Source organism: Microbacterium sp. p3-SID336 (assembly GCF_025143365.1).
Classification (GTDB): domain Bacteria; phylum Actinomycetota; class Actinomycetes; order Actinomycetales; family Microbacteriaceae; genus Microbacterium.
Window position 1 is genome coordinate 52,788 of record NZ_JALXPE010000006.1, and the last position, 17,620, is coordinate 70,407.

Below are 17,620 nucleotides of genomic sequence, written 5' to 3' on the forward strand. Positions count from 1 at the left end.
ATCACACGCGCAGAAGGAGCACGCCATGCCATCACCCGCTGACCGCGAGAAGTCCCTCGAGACCGCCCTCGCACAGATCGATCGCCAGTTCGGAAAGGGCTCGGTCATGCGGCTGGGCAGCGATGAGCGCGCCCCGGTGGCGGTGATCCCCACGGGCTCCATCGCCCTCGACGTCGCCCTCGGCGTCGGCGGACTGCCGCGTGGACGCATCGTCGAGATCTACGGCCCGGAGTCCTCGGGTAAGACCACTCTCACGCTTCACGCGATCGCCAATGCGCAGCGCGCTGGTGGAATCGCCGCCTTCATCGATGCAGAGCATGCTCTGGACCCCGACTACGCCGCCAAGCTCGGCGTCGACATCGACGCTCTCCTGGTGTCGCAGCCCGACACGGGTGAGCAGGCACTCGAGATCGCCGACATGCTCGTGCGTTCCGGGGCGATCGACCTCATCGTCGTCGACTCGGTCGCAGCGCTCGTGCCGCGTGCCGAGATCGAGGGCGAGATGGGCGACTCGCACGTGGGTCTGCAGGCACGCCTGATGTCTCAGGCGCTGCGGAAGCTCACGGGTGGTCTCAACCAGACCAACACCACCATGATCTTCATCAACCAGCTTCGCGAGAAGATCGGCGTGTTCTTCGGCTCGCCCGAGACGACCGCGGGTGGAAAGGCGCTGAAGTTCTACGCGTCCGTTCGAATGGACATCCGTCGTATCGAGACCCTCAAGGACGGGACGGACGCCGTCGGAAACCGCACGCGCGTCAAGATCGTGAAGAACAAGATGGCGCCGCCCTTCAAGCAGGCGGAGTTCGACATCCTCTACGGCGTCGGCATCTCTCGCGAGGGCAGCCTGATCGATTTCGGGGTCGAACACGGCATCGTCAAGAAGTCCGGGTCGTGGTACACCTACGACGGCGATCAGCTGGGTCAGGGCAAGGAGAACGCGCGGACGTTCCTGCTCAACAACCCGGACATCGCTCTGGCGATCGAGACCCAGATCAAGCAGAAGCTCGGTATCGGGGCGCAGTCTGCGGCAGCTCCGGCGGCCGATGAGCTGGCCGAGCGTCGCCCGGCCTGATGTCTGAGCAGCGTGGGGGCGATGCCGAGCGGATCGCCCCCATCATTCCTCTTTTCGGCAGTCATGCAGCGGGTGGTCCAGCGGCCGCGCGGGACCACGCGGACGGCGACGCGACGACCGTCCCGCGCACCGACCCGCCGACCGACACGCAGCCCAGTGCCATGAGCCCGGGGCAGGCGCGGGCGTCTTCCTCGGGTGACGCCGCTCTCTGGCGCTCCACGTGGCATGACGCTGCACCCGGTCAGGCGGTGCACGGCGACCACGGGCGTCGTGCGGGTGCGGGTGCGGACGTCGGTACTCCAAGCGAGCGCCACCCCGCCCGCGGGGGAGGGGGTCGGGTGGGCTCAGCCGGGCGTACGCCGCGCCTGCGCGTGCTCGGCGAGCCGGCGCGGGCGGATGCGGCGCCCGACGAGGGCGGCGTCTCCGCGCCCACGCCCAGCCTCGACGACATCCGCTCGACCGCGGAGGAGTCCCTGCTGCGGAAACTCAGGGCGCGTTCGCTCTCGGTATCGGAAGCGCGGCTCGTGCTGAAGGGGCACGGGCTGGATGCCGCGGCGATCGACGATGTGACGGATGACTTCTGTCGCCGCGGCTACCTCGATGACACGGTTCTGGCGGAGATGCTGGTCACCGCGGGCGTCGAGCGCAAAGGACAGGGGCGCGTCGCACTCTCTCGCGCTCTGGCACAGCGTGGCATCCCGCGTGAGGTCATCCAGGCGGCGCTCGACGAGCTTCCCGATGACGACGCCGAGCGCGCGCTGGAATTCGCACGCACGAAGGCGCGTTCCTTGAGCAGACTCGATCCCGATACGGCTCTGCGACGTCTGCTCGGGCAGCTGGCCCGTCGCGGCTACGGAGGTTCCGTCGCGACGAATGCGGCCAAGACGGCGCTGCGCGAGGCTTCGTTCGGTGGGGGCGCGTCCGGGGTTCGCTTCGTCGACTCCGACTGACGGCGCCGCCGACCGATCGCAGGGATACGGCTCGTACAATGGAGACATCATGAGCATTCCCCGTAGCGAACCGACGATCATCTCCGCCTCGTCGGCCGCCGTCGATGAAGACGGGCGTCAGCGATCCTATGAAGTGCGCACCTTCGGGTGCCAGATGAACGTGCACGACTCGGAGCGTCTGTCCGGGTCGCTCGAGAGCGCGGGGTACGTGCGCGCTGCGGCAGGCGCCGAGGCCGACGTCGTCATCATCAACACGTGTGCCGTGCGCGACAATGCGGCGGGCAAGCTCTACGGGACCCTCGGCCACCTCGCCGCCGTGAAGCGACGCAAGGCCGGGATGCAGATCGCGGTCGGCGGCTGCCTGGCCCAGATGGACAAGCAGGCGGTGCTCGACAAGGCACCGTGGGTCGACGTGGTGTTCGGCACCCACAATATGGGTTCGCTCCCCGGGCTGCTCGAACGAGCGCGTCACAACGGCGACGCCGAGCTGGAGATCCTGGAGTCGCTGGAGGTCTTCCCGTCCACGCTGCCGACCAAGCGCGAGTCGGCGCACAGCGGCTGGGTCTCGATCTCGGTCGGGTGCAACAACACCTGCACGTTCTGCATCGTCCCCAGCCTCCGCGGCAAGGAGAAGGACCGGCGCCCCGGCGACATCCTGAACGAGATCCGTCTACTCGTCGAGGACGGCGCGATCGAGGTGACGCTGCTCGGGCAGAACGTCAACTCCTACGGCGTGGAATTCGGCGACCGCCAGGCGTTCGGCAAGCTGCTGCGCGCGGCGGGGGAGATCGAAGGTCTGGAGCGGATCCGCTTCACCAGCCCGCATCCGGCCGCCTTCACCGATGACGTCATCGATGCCATGGCGGAGACGCCGAGCGTCATGCCGCAGCTGCACATGCCCCTGCAGTCTGGCAGCGACCGCATCCTGCGAGCCATGCGGCGCTCGTACCGCAGTGAACGCTTCCTGGGGATCCTGGATCGCGTGCGTGAGCGCATTCCGCACGCCGCGATCACCACCGACATCATCGTCGGATTCCCGGGCGAGACCGAGGAGGACTTCGAGGAGACGATGCGCGTCGTCGAGCAGTCGCGGTTCTCCGGCGCCTTCACGTTCCAGTACTCCATCCGCGAGGGCACGCCGGCCGCGACCATGCAGGACCAGGTTCCCAAGGCCGTCGTCCAGGCGCGATACGACCGACTGATCGCACTCCAGGAGCGCATCTCGCTCGAGGAGAACCAGAAGCAGGTCGGCCGCGAGATCGAAGTGCTCGTCTCCACCGGCGAGGGCAAGAAGGACGCCGAGACGCACCGCCTCACCGGTCGTGCGGAAGACCACCGTCTGGTGCACTTCGAGGTCACCCCGGGCTCCGAGCTTCCGCGCCCTGGCGATGTCGTCACGGTCACGGTCACGCACGCCGCGCCGTTCCATCTGCTCGCCGACGATCCGACCGGCGCGCCGCTGCGGATCCGGCGGACTCGCGGCGGAGACGCCTGGAATCGCTCGCAGTCCGAGTCCTGCGCGGTGCCGGCACCCGGCTCCGGTGCGCCGAAGGCCGTGTCGCTGGGCCTCCCGTCTCTCCGCGTCGGCGTGTGACCGCTCCTCGACTCTGGGCCGTCGTCGGGGCCACGGGGACGGGGAAGAGCGACCTCGCCCTCGATCTCGCCGAGGCACTGCGACGCCGAGGCAACCCGGCGGAGATCGTGAACGCCGACGCCATGCAGGTGTACCGCGGCATGGACATCGGGACGGCGAAGCTGCCCCTCGCAGAGAGGCGCGGGATCCCGCATCATCTGCTCGACGTCTGCGATGTCAGCACGGACGCCGCCGTGGCCTGGTATCAGCCTCTCGCGCGCGCCGCTGTCACCGACATCCAGGCCCGCGGAGGCGACGCGATCCTGGTGGGCGGCTCCGGACTGTACGTGTCCAGCGTGCTGTACGAGTTCCGATTCCCGCCCCGCGACCCCGAGATCCGTCGACGTCTCGAGGAGCAGCTCGCGGCCGAGGGGACGGCGCCGCTCCTGGACCGGCTGCGGGAACTCGACCCGGTGACGGCCGCTCGCGTGGACCCGCGCAACGGGCGGCGCGTGGTGCGCGCATTGGAGGTCGTCGAGCAGGGAAGCGCCACGCACGGGGCCGCACTTCCCGAGACGCCGACGTTGTGGCAGTCCGCCTCCCGGGTGATCGGGCTGCAGGTCGATCGCAGCGAGCTGGTCGAGCGGCTCGATGCCCGGGTGCAGCGGATGTGGGACGCCGGGCTGCTCGCCGAGGTCGAAGGGCTGCGAGGCGCCGGCCTCGAGAACGGCGGCACGGCGAGCCGCGCGATCGGCTATGCGCAGGCGCTCGGGCAGCTCGACGGCAGGCTCACGCAGGACGAGGCGATCGCGGAGACCCGCGCGCTCACACGGCGATATGCGCGGCGACAGGTCTCCTGGTTCAAGCGCTACCCGGAGATCGAGTGGCAGGAACCGCCGGTGGACCCCGAGCGTCTGCTCGCCGACTGACGACGGTGTCGGTGGCCCCTGCCAGACTGCGCACATGGCCACGCACTTCTACACCGCATCCAGCCTCGACGGCTTCATCGCCACCGCCGAGCACTCTCTGGACTGGCTGTTGAGCCAGGACATCGATCTCGAAGGGCCGATGGCATACCCAGGCTTCGAGAAGACCATCGGCGCGCTCGTGATGGGTGCCTCCACCTTCGAATGGGTGATGCGTCACGAGGAGGGTGTGTGGGGATACACCCAGCCCACCTGGGTTCTCACGCACCGGGACCTCGCTCTTCCCGACGGGGCAGACGTGCGGCTTGCGAGCGGTTCCGTCGCGGAGGTGCATCCCGCGCTCGTCGCGGCTGCTCAGGGGAAGGACGTCTGGGTGGTCGGCGGCGGCGACGTGGCCGGACAGTTCGCCGATGCCGGTCTGCTCGACGAGGTGTGGGTGCAATACGCGCCGGTGACGCTCGGCTCCGGGGCCCCGCTGCTTCCGCGACGCCTCGACCTCGAGCTCCTGGAGTTCGCCCGCAACGGCAGCTTCCTCTGCGGGCGGTATCGGGTGCTCCGGCGCTGAGAGCCGCGCAGGCATCCCTACACTGGGGGCATGGTCGCATTCACCAAGGGGCACGGCACGGGCAATGACTTCATCATCATCGCCGACCCCGACGGCCAGCTCGAGCTCACTGAAGAGCAGGTGGCCGTGCTCTGCGACCGCCACTTCGGCATCGGCGCTGATGGTGTTCTTCGGGTCGTGCGCTCCTCGGCCATCCCCGAGGGTGCCGCCGCCCTCGCCGAGGAGCCCCTCGCCGAGTGGTTCATGGACTACCGCAACGCCGACGGCTCGATCGCCGAGATGTGCGGCAACGGAATCCGCGTGTTCGCGCATTACCTGGTCCGCTCTGGTCTCGCCGTGATCGAGCACGGAGCCACCCTCCCGATCGGCACCAGAGCCGGCGTGCGAGATGTGACGGCCAGCGCGAACGGCTACCAGGTCGATCTCGGGGCCTGGCGGCTCGCGGGCGGGGAGCCGTTGGTGCGTGCCGACGGGCTCACGGTCACGCGTCCCGGCCTCGGCATCGACGTGGGCAACCCGCACGTCGTGGTGGCGCTCGCGTCAGAAGCCGAGCTGGCGCTCCTCGAACTGACGCGCGCTCCCGATCTCGATCCCGCGCCTCCTGCCGGAGCGAACGTGGAGTTCGTGGTCCCGGGAGAGCCCCTCGTGCGTGATGGGGTGGGCCATGTGCGCATGCGCGTGTCCGAGCGCGGAGTGGGTGAGACTCTCAGCTGCGGGACCGGGGTCGCGGCGACCGCACTCGCCGTCCGGTACTGGGCGGGCGCGCAGGCTCCGGACAACTGGCAGGTCGAGGTGCCGGGTGGCACGCTCGCGGTGCGCATGTTCCCGACGGAGGAGGGTGAGCACGTGGCGCTGTCCGGACCCGCGCAGCTCGTGTTCCAGGGCGAGGTCGACCTGGCCTGACGCCACAGCGGGTCGAGGGGGACCGTCGGGCCCCGGGCCGGCCCTCCGCGTTCCGCGACGCGGCGACAGGCACGCCTCCGCCCCGCGGCCGGCCGCGGCACCCGTGCCCGGTGGCACGGCGACCACCAACTCGGAGACTGGCGCGTCGGGGGAGGGGGCCCGATCAGACCACCGTGATCGGCTCGGTGGGCGGTGTGCCGTGCTTGCGGACCTTCAGGATGCGATAGCCCTTACCCGTCGCGGTGCGGAAGACGCTGAAGCCAGGCTGGAACGTCGCGCCGATCCATCGCTGCAGCGAGTCGGCACCGAGGTTGCGCTGGACGACGAGCCAGGCGTCGCTTCGCTCGTCCAGCCGAGGGATCCAGCGCTCCAGGAGCCCGTGGAGTTCGTTCTTCCCCACGCGGATGGGCGGATTCGAGCGGATCGTGCGGAATGTCACGTCCGAGGGAACATCATCGGGCAGTACGGCGTTGACATTGGTGAGCCCGAGCGCCGCTGCATTTCGGCGCACGAGATCCAGAGCCCGTTCGTTCACGTCGACCGCCCAGACGGTCGCGTGCGGGGACGCCAGGGCCATGGACAGCGTGATGGGACCCCAGCCGCTGCCGAGGTCCAGCAGATTGCCCCCCGGAGGAACGGGGGGCGTGTTGGCGAGGAGGACTGCAGTGCCGGCATCCAGTCGATCCGGGCTGAAGACGCCACCGGCCGTGGTCAGTTCCAGCTCGCGGCCTGCGAGGGATACGCGAAGCGTACGCAGGTTCTCGGGGCTTGCCGGGGCCGCAGTGAAATAGTGGTCGGACCCCATACGGTGAGCGTACCGGACGGCGCGGGCTAAGGTTAAGGCTCGCTAGGAAACCAGAGAACAGGAACGGATGACGGAGACGACAACCCCCTCGACCGAAGACCAGTCGATCGACCGCGTGCTCGCGAATGCCGAGAAGCGCTCCGAAGTCCGGGTGTTCGGTGCGGCGCAAGCGCTGCAGGACGAAGCCACAGCCGCCCACTCCACGAGCGACGGCGAGCAGTGGGATCTCGAGGATCGGCATGCGCTGCGACGTGTCGCGGGTCTCTCGACCGAGCTGGAGGACGTCACCGAGGTCGAGTATCGGCAGCTCCGACTGGAGAACGTGGTTCTCGTGGGTGTGTACCCGCAGGGCGCACAGGAGGACGCGGAGAACTCGCTGCGCGAGCTGGCGGCGCTGGCGGAGACCGCGGGTGCGGTGGTGCTCGACGGCGTGTTGCAGCGTCGCCCGCACCCCGATGCTGCCACCTATCTCGGGCGCGGCAAGGCCCAGGAGCTGAAGGACATCGTCGCCGCCGTCGGCGCCGACACCGTGATCGCCGACACCGAGCTCGCGCCGAGTCAGCGTCGCGCGCTGGAGGACGTCGTGAAGGTCAAGGTGATCGACCGCACGACCGTGATTCTCGACATCTTCAGCCAGCACGCGAAGAGCCGTGAGGGCAAGGCGCAGGTCGAACTCGCCCAGTTGGAGTACCTGCTCCCGCGGCTTCGCGGGTGGGGCGAATCCATGAGCCGACAGGCTGGTGGGCAGGTCGGCGCGGGGGGTGCCGGCATGGGGTCGCGCGGTCCCGGTGAGACGAAGATCGAGCTCGACCGGCGTCGCATCCGCACCAAGATGGCCCTGCTGCGCAGGCAGATCCGGGACTTCGCTCCGGCCCGCGAGGCGAAGCGCGCCGAACGCAGGCGCAACACCATCCCGTCGGTGGCGATCGCCGGGTACACGAACGCCGGCAAGTCGAGCCTCCTCAACGCGCTGACGAGCGCGGGCGTCCTCGTCGAGAATGCGCTCTTCGCGACGCTCGATGCGACCGTGCGGCGGTCGGAGACCGAGGACGGTCGCGTCTACACGCTGACCGACACGGTCGGGTTCGTGCGCAACCTCCCGCACCAGCTGGTCGAGGCGTTCCGTTCCACACTGGAGGAGGTCGGCGACGCGGATGTCGTGCTGCACGTCGTCGACGGATCCCATCCCGACCCGGCCGGCCAGCTGCAGACCGTGCGCGATGTGATGGGCGATGTCGGGGTGCGCGATCTCCCCGAACTGGTCGTGTTCAACAAGGCGGACCTGATCGGGGAGGACGACCGGCTCGTGCTGCGCGGCCTCGAGCCGCGAGCGCACTTCGTCTCGTCCCGGTCCGGCGAGGGCATCACCGAGCTGCGTGCGGCCATCGAAGAGGCGCTTCCGAAGCCGGCCGTCGAGCTTCACGCCGTGATCCCGTACGACCGCGGCGATCTGGTGGCGGCGATCCACGAGACGGGCATGCTGCTCTCGGTCGAGCACCGGGAGGACGGCACAGCGGTGCACGCCAGGGTCTCCGAGCGGCTTGCGGCCGAGCTCGCGCCGTTCTCCACCACCGAGTGAGCCGCACCCACGCCGGGAGCGCGGGTGTCAGCGGGCGAGGAAACGCGCCTCGACCGTCGCCGCGACGATGATCTCGCCCGGTTCGTACTCCATCGCCGGCGTGACATCGGCGGCGAAGGCGGCGCCGCGCGCTTTCAGAACCGGGGCCCCTGGGCCTGGCTGACCAGGGGAGAGCAGCCCGACGTCGGCGATCTCCAGCGGTGTCACCTGGCTCAGGTGCAGCGCGCGAGCATAGGTCTCGGCGCGTGTCACGGCGACGGCCACGGCCTGCGCGGCGACGTCGCGCTCGAGGCGTGTCCGCGTCTCGGACGTGAGGTGCCAGTCGACGCCGCCGACCTCGACCCCGTCCCACGCCGAGATCTCGGATACCCAGAGGGACAGCTCCGACGCCTCGGTGAACGTCGCGGTGAACTCGACGCTCGCATAGTGAACGGGGGCGAGACGCCTGCCCTCGTTGTTCCACGGTCGTTCTGCACGAACGGTCAGGCGCGTGCTGTTCCAGTCGACGATGCTGCCGGCATCGACGCGGTCTGCGATCGTGGCGCGGACTGGCTCGGCGATCCGCGCCGCCTCCGCCACGACGGTCGCACGATCCGGCCCGTCAGCACGGACGACGACACGGACGGTGGCCCGCTCCGGAAGGACGCGCGCCTCGTGCTCGCCCCGGACGGTGACAGTCACTTCGCTCATGCGCCGACTCTACGCGAGGGCTCGGCGAGCCGCGGAATGGCGACCGGCCCGAGAACGTTGTATCCTGTGATGCTCGGGTGCTCGTAGCCCGAGGATGGTAATTCCACAGTGTGACAGCGGCTCCTTCGAGAGAAGGACCACGGGGCTGATCGGTTTCGACAGCGCCTGTGAATCCACGAGAAGCGGGCCGAGGATGCAGAGTTATCTCGTAAACGCTCTCTGCAAAACAATAGTTGCCGAATCCAAGCGCAACGACTTCGCCCTCGCTGCCTAAGCGAGCCCGATAGTCCGTCAGACCGTATGTGATTCCGATACGGATCCTGGCGTCATCTAGGAATCTTGCTGCGTGACGGCGTCTGGACGTCACGTGGGACTCTTCCCAGGCTGGGCTCGTCGACTTAGGTGTCTGTGACAAAGGTCGGAGCCGAGCAGAACGCTTCCACAGACTGCGCCCGGAGAAGGCGTGGAGACTCAGCGTTGGACGGGGGTTCGATTCCCCCCAGCTCCACCAGGTCGCTGTCACGACAGGAACGAACCCCCGTGCTCCTCGGAGCCGGGGGTTCGTTCGTGTTCGACCGCGGTACAGCTCAGGCGGACTCGTCCGGATCCTCGGCCTCGACCTCGTCGCGGTCGGCCGGCGGTACCGTCGGCGGCTGCCCCTTGTTGTCCTCGGCGCCCAGGTTGTCGTTCTCGCCGGGCCCGGGGGAGGGCTCGGTGCTGATGTCGTTGCGGTGGCTGTCGCTGCCCATGCGCGTTCCTTTCGTCGACGGATGCCTCCAGTGTGCGGGGTACCGTGCGCGGTGGCCAGCGGCTTGACAGGGACTGGGGAGGCGCTCGCGGAACGGTGGACCCGGCATCCGGATGCCGGCATGTCCCTGCGCCGCGCGACGTGTCCACCTATATTGAGGTCGTGATGACGACCCCTCAGATCCATGACACCGGGCTCACGAGCGCGCAGGTCGCAGAGCGGGTCGCGGCGGGAAAGAGCAACGCCTTCGTCGCCGACACCAGCCGCAGCGCTTGGAGCATCGTACGTGCGAACGTGCTCACGCTGTTCAACGGCATCGTGTTCGCGTGCTTCTTCGTGCTCTTCGTGATCGGTCGCTGGCAGGACGCGCTGTTCGGACTGGCGGCGTTCGCGAACGCGATCATCGGCTGCGTGCAGGAGTTCCGCGCGAAGGCGGCGCTGGATCGCCTCGCTCTCATGAACGCGCCACGCGCCCTAGTCCTGCGCGACGGAGCCGAGGTTCAGATCGCGCCGGGTGAGGTCGTGCTCGACGACGTGCTCGTGCTGCGGGCAGGTGAGCAGGTGCCGGCGGATGCGAGTGTCGTGGAGTCGCGCGGACTCCAGATCGACGAGTCCATGCTCACGGGCGAGTCTGATCCCGTGGAGAAGCAACCCGGTGACGAGGCGCTCTCCGGAGCTGTCGTCGTGGCGGGCGAAGGACTCGCTCGGGCCGTCCGGGTGGGCGCGGACTCGTACGCGAACCGCTTCGCGGGTGAGGCCCGCCGCTTCTCCCTGGTCGCGAGCGAGCTGCGCTCCTCGATCGATCGGGTGCTGAAGTGGGTCGGCTGGATCATCGGCCCCGTCGGGCTCCTCGTCCTCAACGCGCAGATCATCGTCACGGGCGGCTATGCCGACGCCTTCACGACCGGATCCTGGCAGCAGGCAGTGGTCAACACGGTCGCCGCGCTCACGGCGATGATCCCGCTCGGCCTGGTCCTGATGACGAGCATCGCGTTCGCGGTCGGAGCGTCCCGGCTCGCACGCCGGCAGGTGCTGGTGAACGAGCTCCCCGCCGTGGAGGGGCTCGCGCGCGTCGACGTCGTGTGCCTGGACAAGACGGGCACTCTGACCGTGGGAGAGATCGCCTTCGACGCGGAGCATCCACTCGGTGGTTCAGCGATGGCGGAGGACGGGGTCACAGACGTCCTCGCCTGGTACGCATCCTCACCGGACGCGAACGCGACGGCGCGCTCGCTGGGCACGGCCTACCCGGTGCGTACGCCGCTCACGGTGAGCGGCTACATCCCGTTCTCCTCGGCCAGGAAGTGGAGCGCGGTATCGTTCGCCGAGCTTCCGGGGACGTGGGTGATGGGCGCGCCGGAGATGGTGTTCGGCGAAGAGGCCACCTCACAGGACGCCGAGCTCGGACGCACGGTCAGCGGGCTCGCGGAGAGCGGCAGGCGGACCCTCGTGCTGGGTCACGCCGAGGCCGCGCTTTTGGAGCCGGACATCGACGAAGAACGGCTGCCCGATACGGTGCGGCCGGCCAGGGTGCTCACCTTCCGCGAGCAGGTGCGCCCTGACGCCGCGCAGACGCTCGAGTACTTCCGGCAGCAGGAGGTGGGCATCCGCATCATCTCCGGCGACAACCCGCGTACGGTTGCCGCGATCGCGCGCGAGGTCGGGCTCGACGTGGCGGAGGGTTTCGATGCACGGCAGCTGCCGGAGGACGACGCGGCGCTTGCGGACATCCTGGACAGCGAGACCGTCTTCGGCCGGGTCACGCCCGAGCAGAAGAAGCGCATGGTCACGGCGCTGCAGAGCCACGGACACACGGTCGCGATGACAGGGGACGGCGTGAACGACGCCCTCGCGATCAAGTCCGCGGACATCGGCATCGCCATGAACTCGGGCTCGCCGGCGACGAAGGCGGTCGCGCGTCTCGTGCTGCTGGACGGACAATTCTCCCATCTGCCCGATGTGGTCGCGGAAGGGCGGCAGGTCATCGCGAACATCGAGCGCGTGTCCATGCTGTTCCTCAACAAGACGGTCTACGCGACAATGCTCGCCATCGTCTTCGGCGTGCTGGTGCTCGCGTTCCCCTTCCTCCCTCGACAGCTGTCGATCACGGACGGCCTGACCATCGGCATCCCCGCTTTCTTCCTGGCGCTCATGCCCAACGCGTCGCGGTACAACCCCGGCTTCCTACGGCGATCGCTCACGTTCGCCATCCCCTCCGGCATCGTGGTGGCCGCCGGGCTCACCTGGTACGTGTTCGTGGCACAGGGCATCGGCGTGACGGAGGAGCAGCTGCGGACCGGCGCGACCGTGATCCTCGCCGTGGTCGGCATCTGGGTGCTCGCCGTCCTGGCGCGGCCCCTGAACCGCTTCAAGGTGCTCGTGGTCGGTGCGATGTTCGTGCTGCTCGTGGCGGTCTTCACGATCCCCCTGTCGCGGCAGTTCTTCGCGCTCGTCGACCCGGGGGAGGAGCTCGCCTCCGCCCTCACCGGCATCGTCATCGTGATGATCGCCGCGATCGAGATCGTGCGCCTCATCCACCGAATGGTGCTGTCATCGACCGCGTCCGGCCCTCCGTCCCTCGTCGACACGGCGGCACCGACGGCGGGGCAGGCCACGGCGCGCGGCGCCGCGCGTGCGATCATGACCGCGCTGTCGATCCTGGCCTCCGTGTTCGGACTTCTCGCGACCGGGTTCGGCATCCTGGTCTTCCTGTCGCGGTACGCAGAGACCGAGGGGAGGATGCTGTACTCCATCCTCGGGGCGTCCATCGCGCTGTTCGGACTGCTGGTGCTCGCCGTCGCGGCCGGGGTCAGGCGGGGAAGCGGGCTGTCCCGCCTCATGCTGACCCTCTTCCTCGGCCTCACGATCCTGGTCTCCGTGCTGATCCTGGTGGCGAGCGATCGCTGGGACTGGGGCGCGGGAATCACCGGCATCGTCGCGGCGCTCATCGTGACGCTGCTGTGGACGCCGCCCGTGGCACGAGGCTTCGGCCGCATCCGGGACAGCTCGATGGGCCACGTCGTTCCATGAGGCGGCCGCTCAGCCGGCGACGTCGACGAGGACCACGCTCTGCCGGGTGTCGGCGAACTTGACCCAGCCGTCGCCGAACAGATAGGTCATGCCGTAGCCGTCCTCGTCCGTTCCCATCGAGAACTGCGGGTCCTCCGTGATGTAGACCCCTTCCGGCGCTTCCTCGCGGCGCCAGCCCTCCGCGAGCAGACCCGCCTGAGCCTTCGCGGCGTCGGCGTCGCTGATGGGTGCCCACCCGTAGAGCTGGCCGTGGTCGGACGCGACGCTGTAGTCGGCCCAGAAGCAGAGCAGGCCGTCGGTGAGGTTCACGCCTCCGGCGACGAACTCCTTCGGCTGGGCCGTCCAGCCCGCGGCGGTCAGAGCGTCCACGGTGCCAGGGGAGATCATAGTCTCGCAGGAGAGCTCCGCCCTCGGGGTCTGTTCGACAGCGGGCGCCGGCGACGAGGTGGACGGTGCCTCCGGCTCCGCTGAGGCGCTCGCGGGCGAGGAGGGCGGCGCTGAGGTCGCGGGCCCGGCGCACGCACTGAGCACCACCGCGAGCACCGCGACGCCGAGGGCGGTGAAAACGCTGCGGGGGGTCATGGGCGTGCCTCGGTGTGGTGTCAGTCGTGCAGGAGCCTCAGGAAGTCCTCGTGGAGGATGCCGTTGGTGGCGAGTGTCGAGCGCGCGGAGATCGTCTCATCGCCGTCGATCGAGGTCATCCGTCCGCCTGCCTCCCGGACGATCGCGACCGCGGCGGCGATGTCGTACTCCTTCACGTCGAACTCGGCGACCATGTCGATGCGGCCTTCCGCGAGAAGCATGTAGGAGTACACGTCACCGTAGGCGCGATCGCGCCACACGCGGTCCGCGACGCGCAGCAGGGTGTCCACGCGGCCTGCACCGGACCACTGACCGATGCTCTGGAAGCTCACGCTGGCGTCACCGAGCGCGGCCACCCGCGAGGTCGACAGCTGGCGGTGCGCGCCGTCCTGGACCGTCCAGGCGCCTCCGCCTTCCGACGCCCACCAGCGGCGCGACAACGCCGGCATGCTCACGACGCCGACCCGCGGCACGCCGTCGATCGCGAGGGCGATCATGGTGCCCCAGAGCGGAACGCCACGCAGGAAGTTGGCGGTGCCGTCGATCGGGTCGATGATCCACTGGCGCGCCGTGCTGCCCTGAGCTCCGAACTCCTCGCCGAAGACGCCGTCATCAGGACGCTCGGCTTCGAGGACGGCACGGATGGCTCGTTCCGTCGCCAGATCGGCGTCGGTCACGTGCGTGCGGTCCGGCTTGGTCGAGATCTGCAGATCGGCGGCGTCGAAGCGTGGCAGCGACTGCGCGTCTGCGGCATCGGCCAGGCGCAGCGCCAGCGCGAGATCCGCGCGTAGATCGTCGGAGTGGGGGGAGGGGCTCACGGTCTCAGGATACTGGCCGGGAGCAGTCGCTCGAAGGGACCATCGGCCAGGATCCCGGGGTCCAGGAATGCCGTCAGCGACGCAGGGCACGCCCGGGCCGCGTCCGATTTCGCCCGCGGCTCATCGGCTGGTAATGTAATTCCTCGGTCGGGGTTATCCCGGGCCACGCACCTCTAGCTCAATCGGCAGAGCAACTGACTCTTAATCAGTGGGTTCAGGGTTCAAGTCCCTGGGGGTGCACGGACAAGCCTCGGACTCTCTCGCCAGAGTCCGGGGCTTTTTCGCGCTCGGCATGAGATCCAGGGACCCGATCCGGTCCCGGCTTCCGTCACGCCCTGGTGCTGAACGCACGGCGGTCCATCCGGGGTGGGGAACCCGCGCCGGATCGCTGAAGAACGCGCGGGAGCGGATGCGGGTCACGCCCGCCGCACGGAGAGCATCCGCCAGCCCTCGGGGACCTTGGCCTCGAGCGCGGCCATGTCCTCCGCCTCGATCTGCTCCACCCCGTCGACGCGCCAGAACGTGCCGGTCGCCTCCATCTTCGCCTCGCCCTTGAGCATGCGGACCGGCGCGGAGGCGAGGACGTATCCGGGTTCGCGCTGAGCGAGGAGCTGGGCGTTCACGTCTGCGAGCGACGTGCCGACCACCTCTGCGGTCATGCTGCCGACAGGACGGATGAGAGCGATGAGCATCCCTCCAGCCTAGGAGTGAAACGCGAGCTCAGCGGTCCGCGAGCTCAGAGGTCCCAGTCGAGCGTGGAGCGCAGATCGATCGGGGGCGCGAGTGGCGCGTCGTCGCGGCGCAGGTACACCACCACGCGAGACTGCGAGCTGATGAGCACACTCGTGAGGCTGTCCCCGGTCGCCAGATCGATGAACGTCGGTTCCGACCGAGCAGCGGCTTCGATGCGGGACATCACATCCGCCACGTCGGTGCTGCGGGGGAGCACATAGTCGTGTCCGTCGATCTCGATATGCGTCGTCGTCGCGTCCGTGTTCCCCATGGGAGACCACGGTATTGAGGTGTCCCCGACCAGGCAAGAGGGGTTGAATGCCTCATTCGCCCGTGTTAGGGGCACTCAGGCGGGAGCGAGGATGCCTTCGCGCTCCTGAGACGCCTGCTCTGCGGGCTCCGGTACGAGGTAGAGACCCGTGGGGGAGTTCGCGGTGAAGGCCAGCGCATCCACCCAGGCCCTGTTGATCGAGGGCTGCCTGCTGCCGTGGTACTTGTACACGAGAGAGCTGCCCGCGTGGATCCACACGGTCGTGCGTCCGCCGCCGATGCTCGCGTCCTCGCGCCAGGTGAAGCCGAACGGCTCACCGCGCCGCAGCTTCGCGGTCATAACCAGCTGGATGTGTGTCAGCGCGCGATCCTCGATCTCGACTTTCACGCTGTTCTCGTAAATGAACTTGCCCATTGGAGGCTCCTTGTTCCGCCACGGAAACCTGTGCCAAGAGGCGCGATCAAGGTGATCGCTTTGTGGTATACCTCCAGAGTTACACAGTTCTGATGAAAGAGACACCCCAGGCGGATCCCGGGAGCGTCCCTGGCTCGGTCAGGCCACGGGGTCGAGGAGCGTCGCGTCGGACGGGTCGACCGTGCGGGTGTTGCTCACGCGCCGATCCACGATGTGACCGCGGATGGTCGCCGCGACATCCGCCGAGGTGTGGTCGAGCATCGCGAGAGTGTCGACCTTCGCCTGACCCGTGAGCTTCTCGGGGCTCAACCACGCGTCCCAGGTGTCGGGCGTGAGGAACGCGGGCATCCGGTCGTGCACCTCGCCGCTGGCATCCCGCGCCTCCCGTGTGACGACCACGAAGCAGCGCACACGCTCGCCCTCGTGCTCCATCGACCAGGTCAGGCCCGCGGCGGCGAGCAGCCCGTCGGCATGCAGGAAGTGCGGCGTTTTGTGCCCCTTCTCGCCCGTCCACTCGAAATAGCCGCGCATCGGGACGAGGCAGCGCGCCGCAGAGAAAGCGGGAGCCCAGAACCCGGCGGCGAGCTTCACCGAACTAAGCAGACGGCGCGCCGAAAACGATCGTTTACGGTGCACTCGCGATAGAGGCCACGGATCGCGCCGAAAACGCACATCAGAACGTGGTTGCGGCGAGCGTTCAATGTCTCGCGAAGGGCTGGCGTTGTCAATGCCCTACCAGCAGGCTATCGAGGCCAGTAGGTTCTCGAGCAACACCATTTGATCGGAGTAGACATGAAAGCAGTAGTGTACGAGGGACCCCGTCAGGTCAGCACGAAGGACGTCCCGGACGCGAAGATCGAGCGACCCTCCGATGTGCTGGTCAGGGTGACGACGACGAACATCTGCGGCTCGGATCTGCACATGTACGAGGGGCGGACGTCCTTCGAGGTAGGCCGGACGTTCGGTCACGAGAACATGGGGGAGGTCATCGAGGTCGGTAGTGGTGTGGAGAAGGTCAGGGTCGGAGACCGGGTTGTGCTCCCGTTCAACATCTCGTGCGGGTTCTGTAAGAACTGCGAACGCGGCCTGACCAACTACTGCCTCACCACCCAGCCCGAACCATCATTCGCCGGTGCGGCCTACGGGTTCGCCGACATGGGTCCCTACGGCGGTGGCCAAGCGGAACTGCTCCGTGTGCCTTTCGGTGACCACAACGCGCTGCGCTTGGGCGAGGATGCGGAGGAGAAGGAGAACGACTACGTCATGCTCTCCGACATCTTCCCCACCGGCTACCACGCCACCGAGATGGCCGGCGTGGTCCCGGGCGACAGTGTTGTCATCGCCGGGGCGGGTCCGGTCGGGCTGATGGCCGCCCTGTCCGCGATGATCAAGGGGGCCGCGAAGGTGATGGTGGTCGATCGTCATCCTGACCGGCTCGCGTTGGCCGAGCAGATCGGCGCGATCGCCATCGATGACTCCAAGGTCGATCCCGTGCAAGCTGTGCTCGACGAGACGATGGGGCTGGGAGCTGACCGGGGCTGCGAATGCGTGGGTTACCAGGCCCACGATCCTCAAGGCAACGAGGACATCGCCGCTACTATGAACATGCTCATCAACGCGGTGCGTTTCACCGGAGGAATCGGCACCGTCGGTGTGTTCGTCCCCCAGGACCCCGGAGCCAAGGACGACCTCGCCAAGCAGGGAAAGGCGGCCATCGACTTCGGAACGCATTGGTTCAAGGGTCAGACCTTGGGGAGCGGTCAAGCCCCGGTCAAGCGGTACAACCGCCAGCTGCGGGACTTGATCGCCGCCGGCAAGGCGACCCCCTCGTGGATCGTCTCCCACGAGATCTCGCTGGACCAAGCCGCCGATGCCTACAAGAACTTCGACGCCCGGTCCAAGGGTTGGACCAAGGTCCTCATCAAGCCCGGCATGTCGACCGAGAAGAAGGAGAACTGA

General features: G+C 68.3%; 18 protein-coding genes, 1 tRNA gene and 1 other RNA gene. 11 read left to right on the forward strand and 9 right to left on the reverse strand.

The window, feature by feature from the left end; genetic code table 11:
* The first annotated feature begins 25 nt into the window (after nucleotides 1-25).
* Genes recA through dapF form a run of 6 tightly spaced genes read left to right on the forward strand, consistent with a single transcriptional unit; the run spans nucleotide 26 to nucleotide 5,992 of the window.
* Nucleotides 26-1,075 (forward strand): recombinase RecA, encoded by a 1,050-nt coding sequence (recA, locus tag M3C17_RS02940; protein WP_259976158.1) that lies wholly within the window; start codon nucleotides 26-28, stop codon nucleotides 1,073-1,075.
* Nucleotides 1,075-2,025, forward strand: a complete 951-nt coding sequence (locus tag M3C17_RS02945; RefSeq protein WP_259976159.1) for a regulatory protein RecX — start codon at nucleotides 1,075-1,077, stop codon at nucleotides 2,023-2,025. The genes recA and M3C17_RS02945 overlap by 1 nt, the downstream gene beginning before the upstream one ends.
* Nucleotides 2,026-2,074: 49 nt before the next feature.
* Nucleotides 2,075-3,619, forward strand: coding sequence for a tRNA (N6-isopentenyl adenosine(37)-C2)-methylthiotransferase MiaB (gene miaB / locus M3C17_RS02950; RefSeq protein ID WP_259976160.1), 1,545 nt, complete (start codon nucleotides 2,075-2,077; stop codon nucleotides 3,617-3,619).
* Nucleotides 3,616-4,527 (forward strand): tRNA (adenosine(37)-N6)-dimethylallyltransferase MiaA, encoded by a 912-nt coding sequence (gene miaA / locus M3C17_RS02955; protein ID WP_259976161.1) that lies wholly within the window; start codon nucleotides 3,616-3,618, stop codon nucleotides 4,525-4,527. Before miaB ends, miaA begins: the two co-directional genes overlap by 4 nt.
* Before the next feature lie 34 nt (nucleotides 4,528-4,561).
* Nucleotides 4,562-5,089: a dihydrofolate reductase family protein gene (locus tag M3C17_RS02960; protein ID WP_259976162.1), complete on the forward strand. Its 528-nt coding sequence runs from the start codon at nucleotides 4,562-4,564 to the stop codon at nucleotides 5,087-5,089.
* Between the two features lie 30 nt (nucleotides 5,090-5,119).
* Nucleotides 5,120-5,992 (forward strand): diaminopimelate epimerase, encoded by an 873-nt coding sequence (gene dapF, locus M3C17_RS02965; protein ID WP_259976163.1) that lies wholly within the window; start codon nucleotides 5,120-5,122, stop codon nucleotides 5,990-5,992.
* 163 nt (nucleotides 5,993-6,155) lie between these two features.
* On the opposite strand, the gene M3C17_RS02970 is transcribed toward dapF, so the two are convergent.
* The gene (locus tag M3C17_RS02970) at nucleotides 6,156-6,797 is read right to left on the reverse strand and encodes a class I SAM-dependent methyltransferase (protein WP_259976164.1); all 642 of its coding nucleotides are present in this window, start codon (nucleotides 6,795-6,797) and stop codon (nucleotides 6,156-6,158) included.
* 67 nt (nucleotides 6,798-6,864) lie between these two features.
* On the opposite strand from M3C17_RS02970, the gene hflX reads away from it, so the two are divergent.
* Complete coding sequence (gene hflX / locus M3C17_RS02975; RefSeq protein ID WP_259976165.1) at nucleotides 6,865-8,376, forward strand: GTPase HflX; 1,512 nt, start codon at nucleotides 6,865-6,867, stop codon at nucleotides 8,374-8,376.
* Between the two features lie 27 nt (nucleotides 8,377-8,403).
* On the opposite strand, the gene M3C17_RS02980 is transcribed toward hflX, so the two are convergent.
* A complete protein-coding gene (locus M3C17_RS02980) occupies nucleotides 8,404-9,066 on the reverse strand; it encodes an SIMPL domain-containing protein (RefSeq protein WP_259976166.1) in 663 nt (220 codons plus the stop codon).
* A 141-nt stretch (nucleotides 9,067-9,207) separates the two neighbouring features.
* On the opposite strand from M3C17_RS02980, the gene ssrA reads away from it, so the two are divergent.
* Nucleotides 9,208-9,577, forward strand: a transfer-messenger RNA (tmRNA) gene (ssrA, locus tag M3C17_RS02985).
* Between the two features lie 76 nt (nucleotides 9,578-9,653).
* Here the strand turns inward: ssrA and M3C17_RS02990 are convergent.
* Nucleotides 9,654-9,815, reverse strand: a complete 162-nt coding sequence (locus M3C17_RS02990; protein WP_259976167.1) for a hypothetical protein — start codon at nucleotides 9,813-9,815, stop codon at nucleotides 9,654-9,656.
* Between the two features lie 164 nt (nucleotides 9,816-9,979).
* Here M3C17_RS02990 and M3C17_RS02995 point away from each other — a divergent pair, with 164 nt between their 5' ends.
* A complete protein-coding gene (locus M3C17_RS02995; protein WP_259976183.1) occupies nucleotides 9,980-12,844 on the forward strand; it encodes an HAD-IC family P-type ATPase in 2,865 nt (954 codons plus the stop codon).
* A 9-nt stretch (nucleotides 12,845-12,853) separates the two neighbouring features.
* Here the strand turns inward: M3C17_RS02995 and M3C17_RS03000 are convergent, their stop codons facing one another.
* Both M3C17_RS03000 and M3C17_RS03005 read right to left on the reverse strand, forming a co-directional pair.
* Entirely contained in the window at nucleotides 12,854-13,213 is a 360-nt protein-coding gene (locus M3C17_RS03000) for a hypothetical protein (RefSeq protein ID WP_259976168.1), read from the reverse strand.
* A gap of 233 nt (nucleotides 13,214-13,446) precedes the next feature.
* Complete coding sequence (locus M3C17_RS03005) at nucleotides 13,447-14,244, reverse strand: inositol monophosphatase family protein (protein ID WP_259976169.1); 798 nt, start codon at nucleotides 14,242-14,244, stop codon at nucleotides 13,447-13,449.
* A gap of 167 nt (nucleotides 14,245-14,411) precedes the next feature.
* Between M3C17_RS03005 and M3C17_RS03010 the strand changes: the two genes are divergently transcribed.
* Nucleotides 14,412-14,484: transfer RNA gene (locus tag M3C17_RS03010), tRNA-Lys, on the forward strand.
* 176 nt (nucleotides 14,485-14,660) lie between these two features.
* Here M3C17_RS03010 and M3C17_RS03015 read toward each other — a convergent pair.
* From M3C17_RS03015 to M3C17_RS03030, 4 genes are all read right to left on the reverse strand, one after another.
* The gene (locus M3C17_RS03015) at nucleotides 14,661-14,936 is read right to left on the reverse strand and encodes a hypothetical protein (protein ID WP_259976170.1); all 276 of its coding nucleotides are present in this window, start codon (nucleotides 14,934-14,936) and stop codon (nucleotides 14,661-14,663) included.
* 44 nt (nucleotides 14,937-14,980) lie between these two features.
* Nucleotides 14,981-15,247 carry a hypothetical protein gene (locus M3C17_RS03020; RefSeq protein ID WP_259976171.1) on the reverse strand — a complete coding sequence of 89 codons (267 nt, stop codon included), beginning with the start codon at nucleotides 15,245-15,247 and terminating at the stop codon, nucleotides 14,981-14,983.
* Nucleotides 15,248-15,322: 75 nt separating this feature from the next.
* Nucleotides 15,323-15,661 (reverse strand): ATP-dependent DNA ligase, encoded by a 339-nt coding sequence (locus M3C17_RS03025; RefSeq protein ID WP_259976172.1) that lies wholly within the window; start codon nucleotides 15,659-15,661, stop codon nucleotides 15,323-15,325.
* A gap of 138 nt (nucleotides 15,662-15,799) precedes the next feature.
* Entirely contained in the window at nucleotides 15,800-16,252 is a 453-nt protein-coding gene (locus M3C17_RS03030; protein ID WP_259976173.1) for an SOS response-associated peptidase, read from the reverse strand.
* 213 nt (nucleotides 16,253-16,465) lie between these two features.
* On the opposite strand from M3C17_RS03030, the gene M3C17_RS03035 reads away from it, so the two are divergent.
* On the forward strand, nucleotides 16,466-17,620 hold the full coding sequence (locus M3C17_RS03035) for a glutathione-independent formaldehyde dehydrogenase (RefSeq protein ID WP_396819562.1): 1,155 nt from the start codon (nucleotides 16,466-16,468) through the stop codon (nucleotides 17,618-17,620).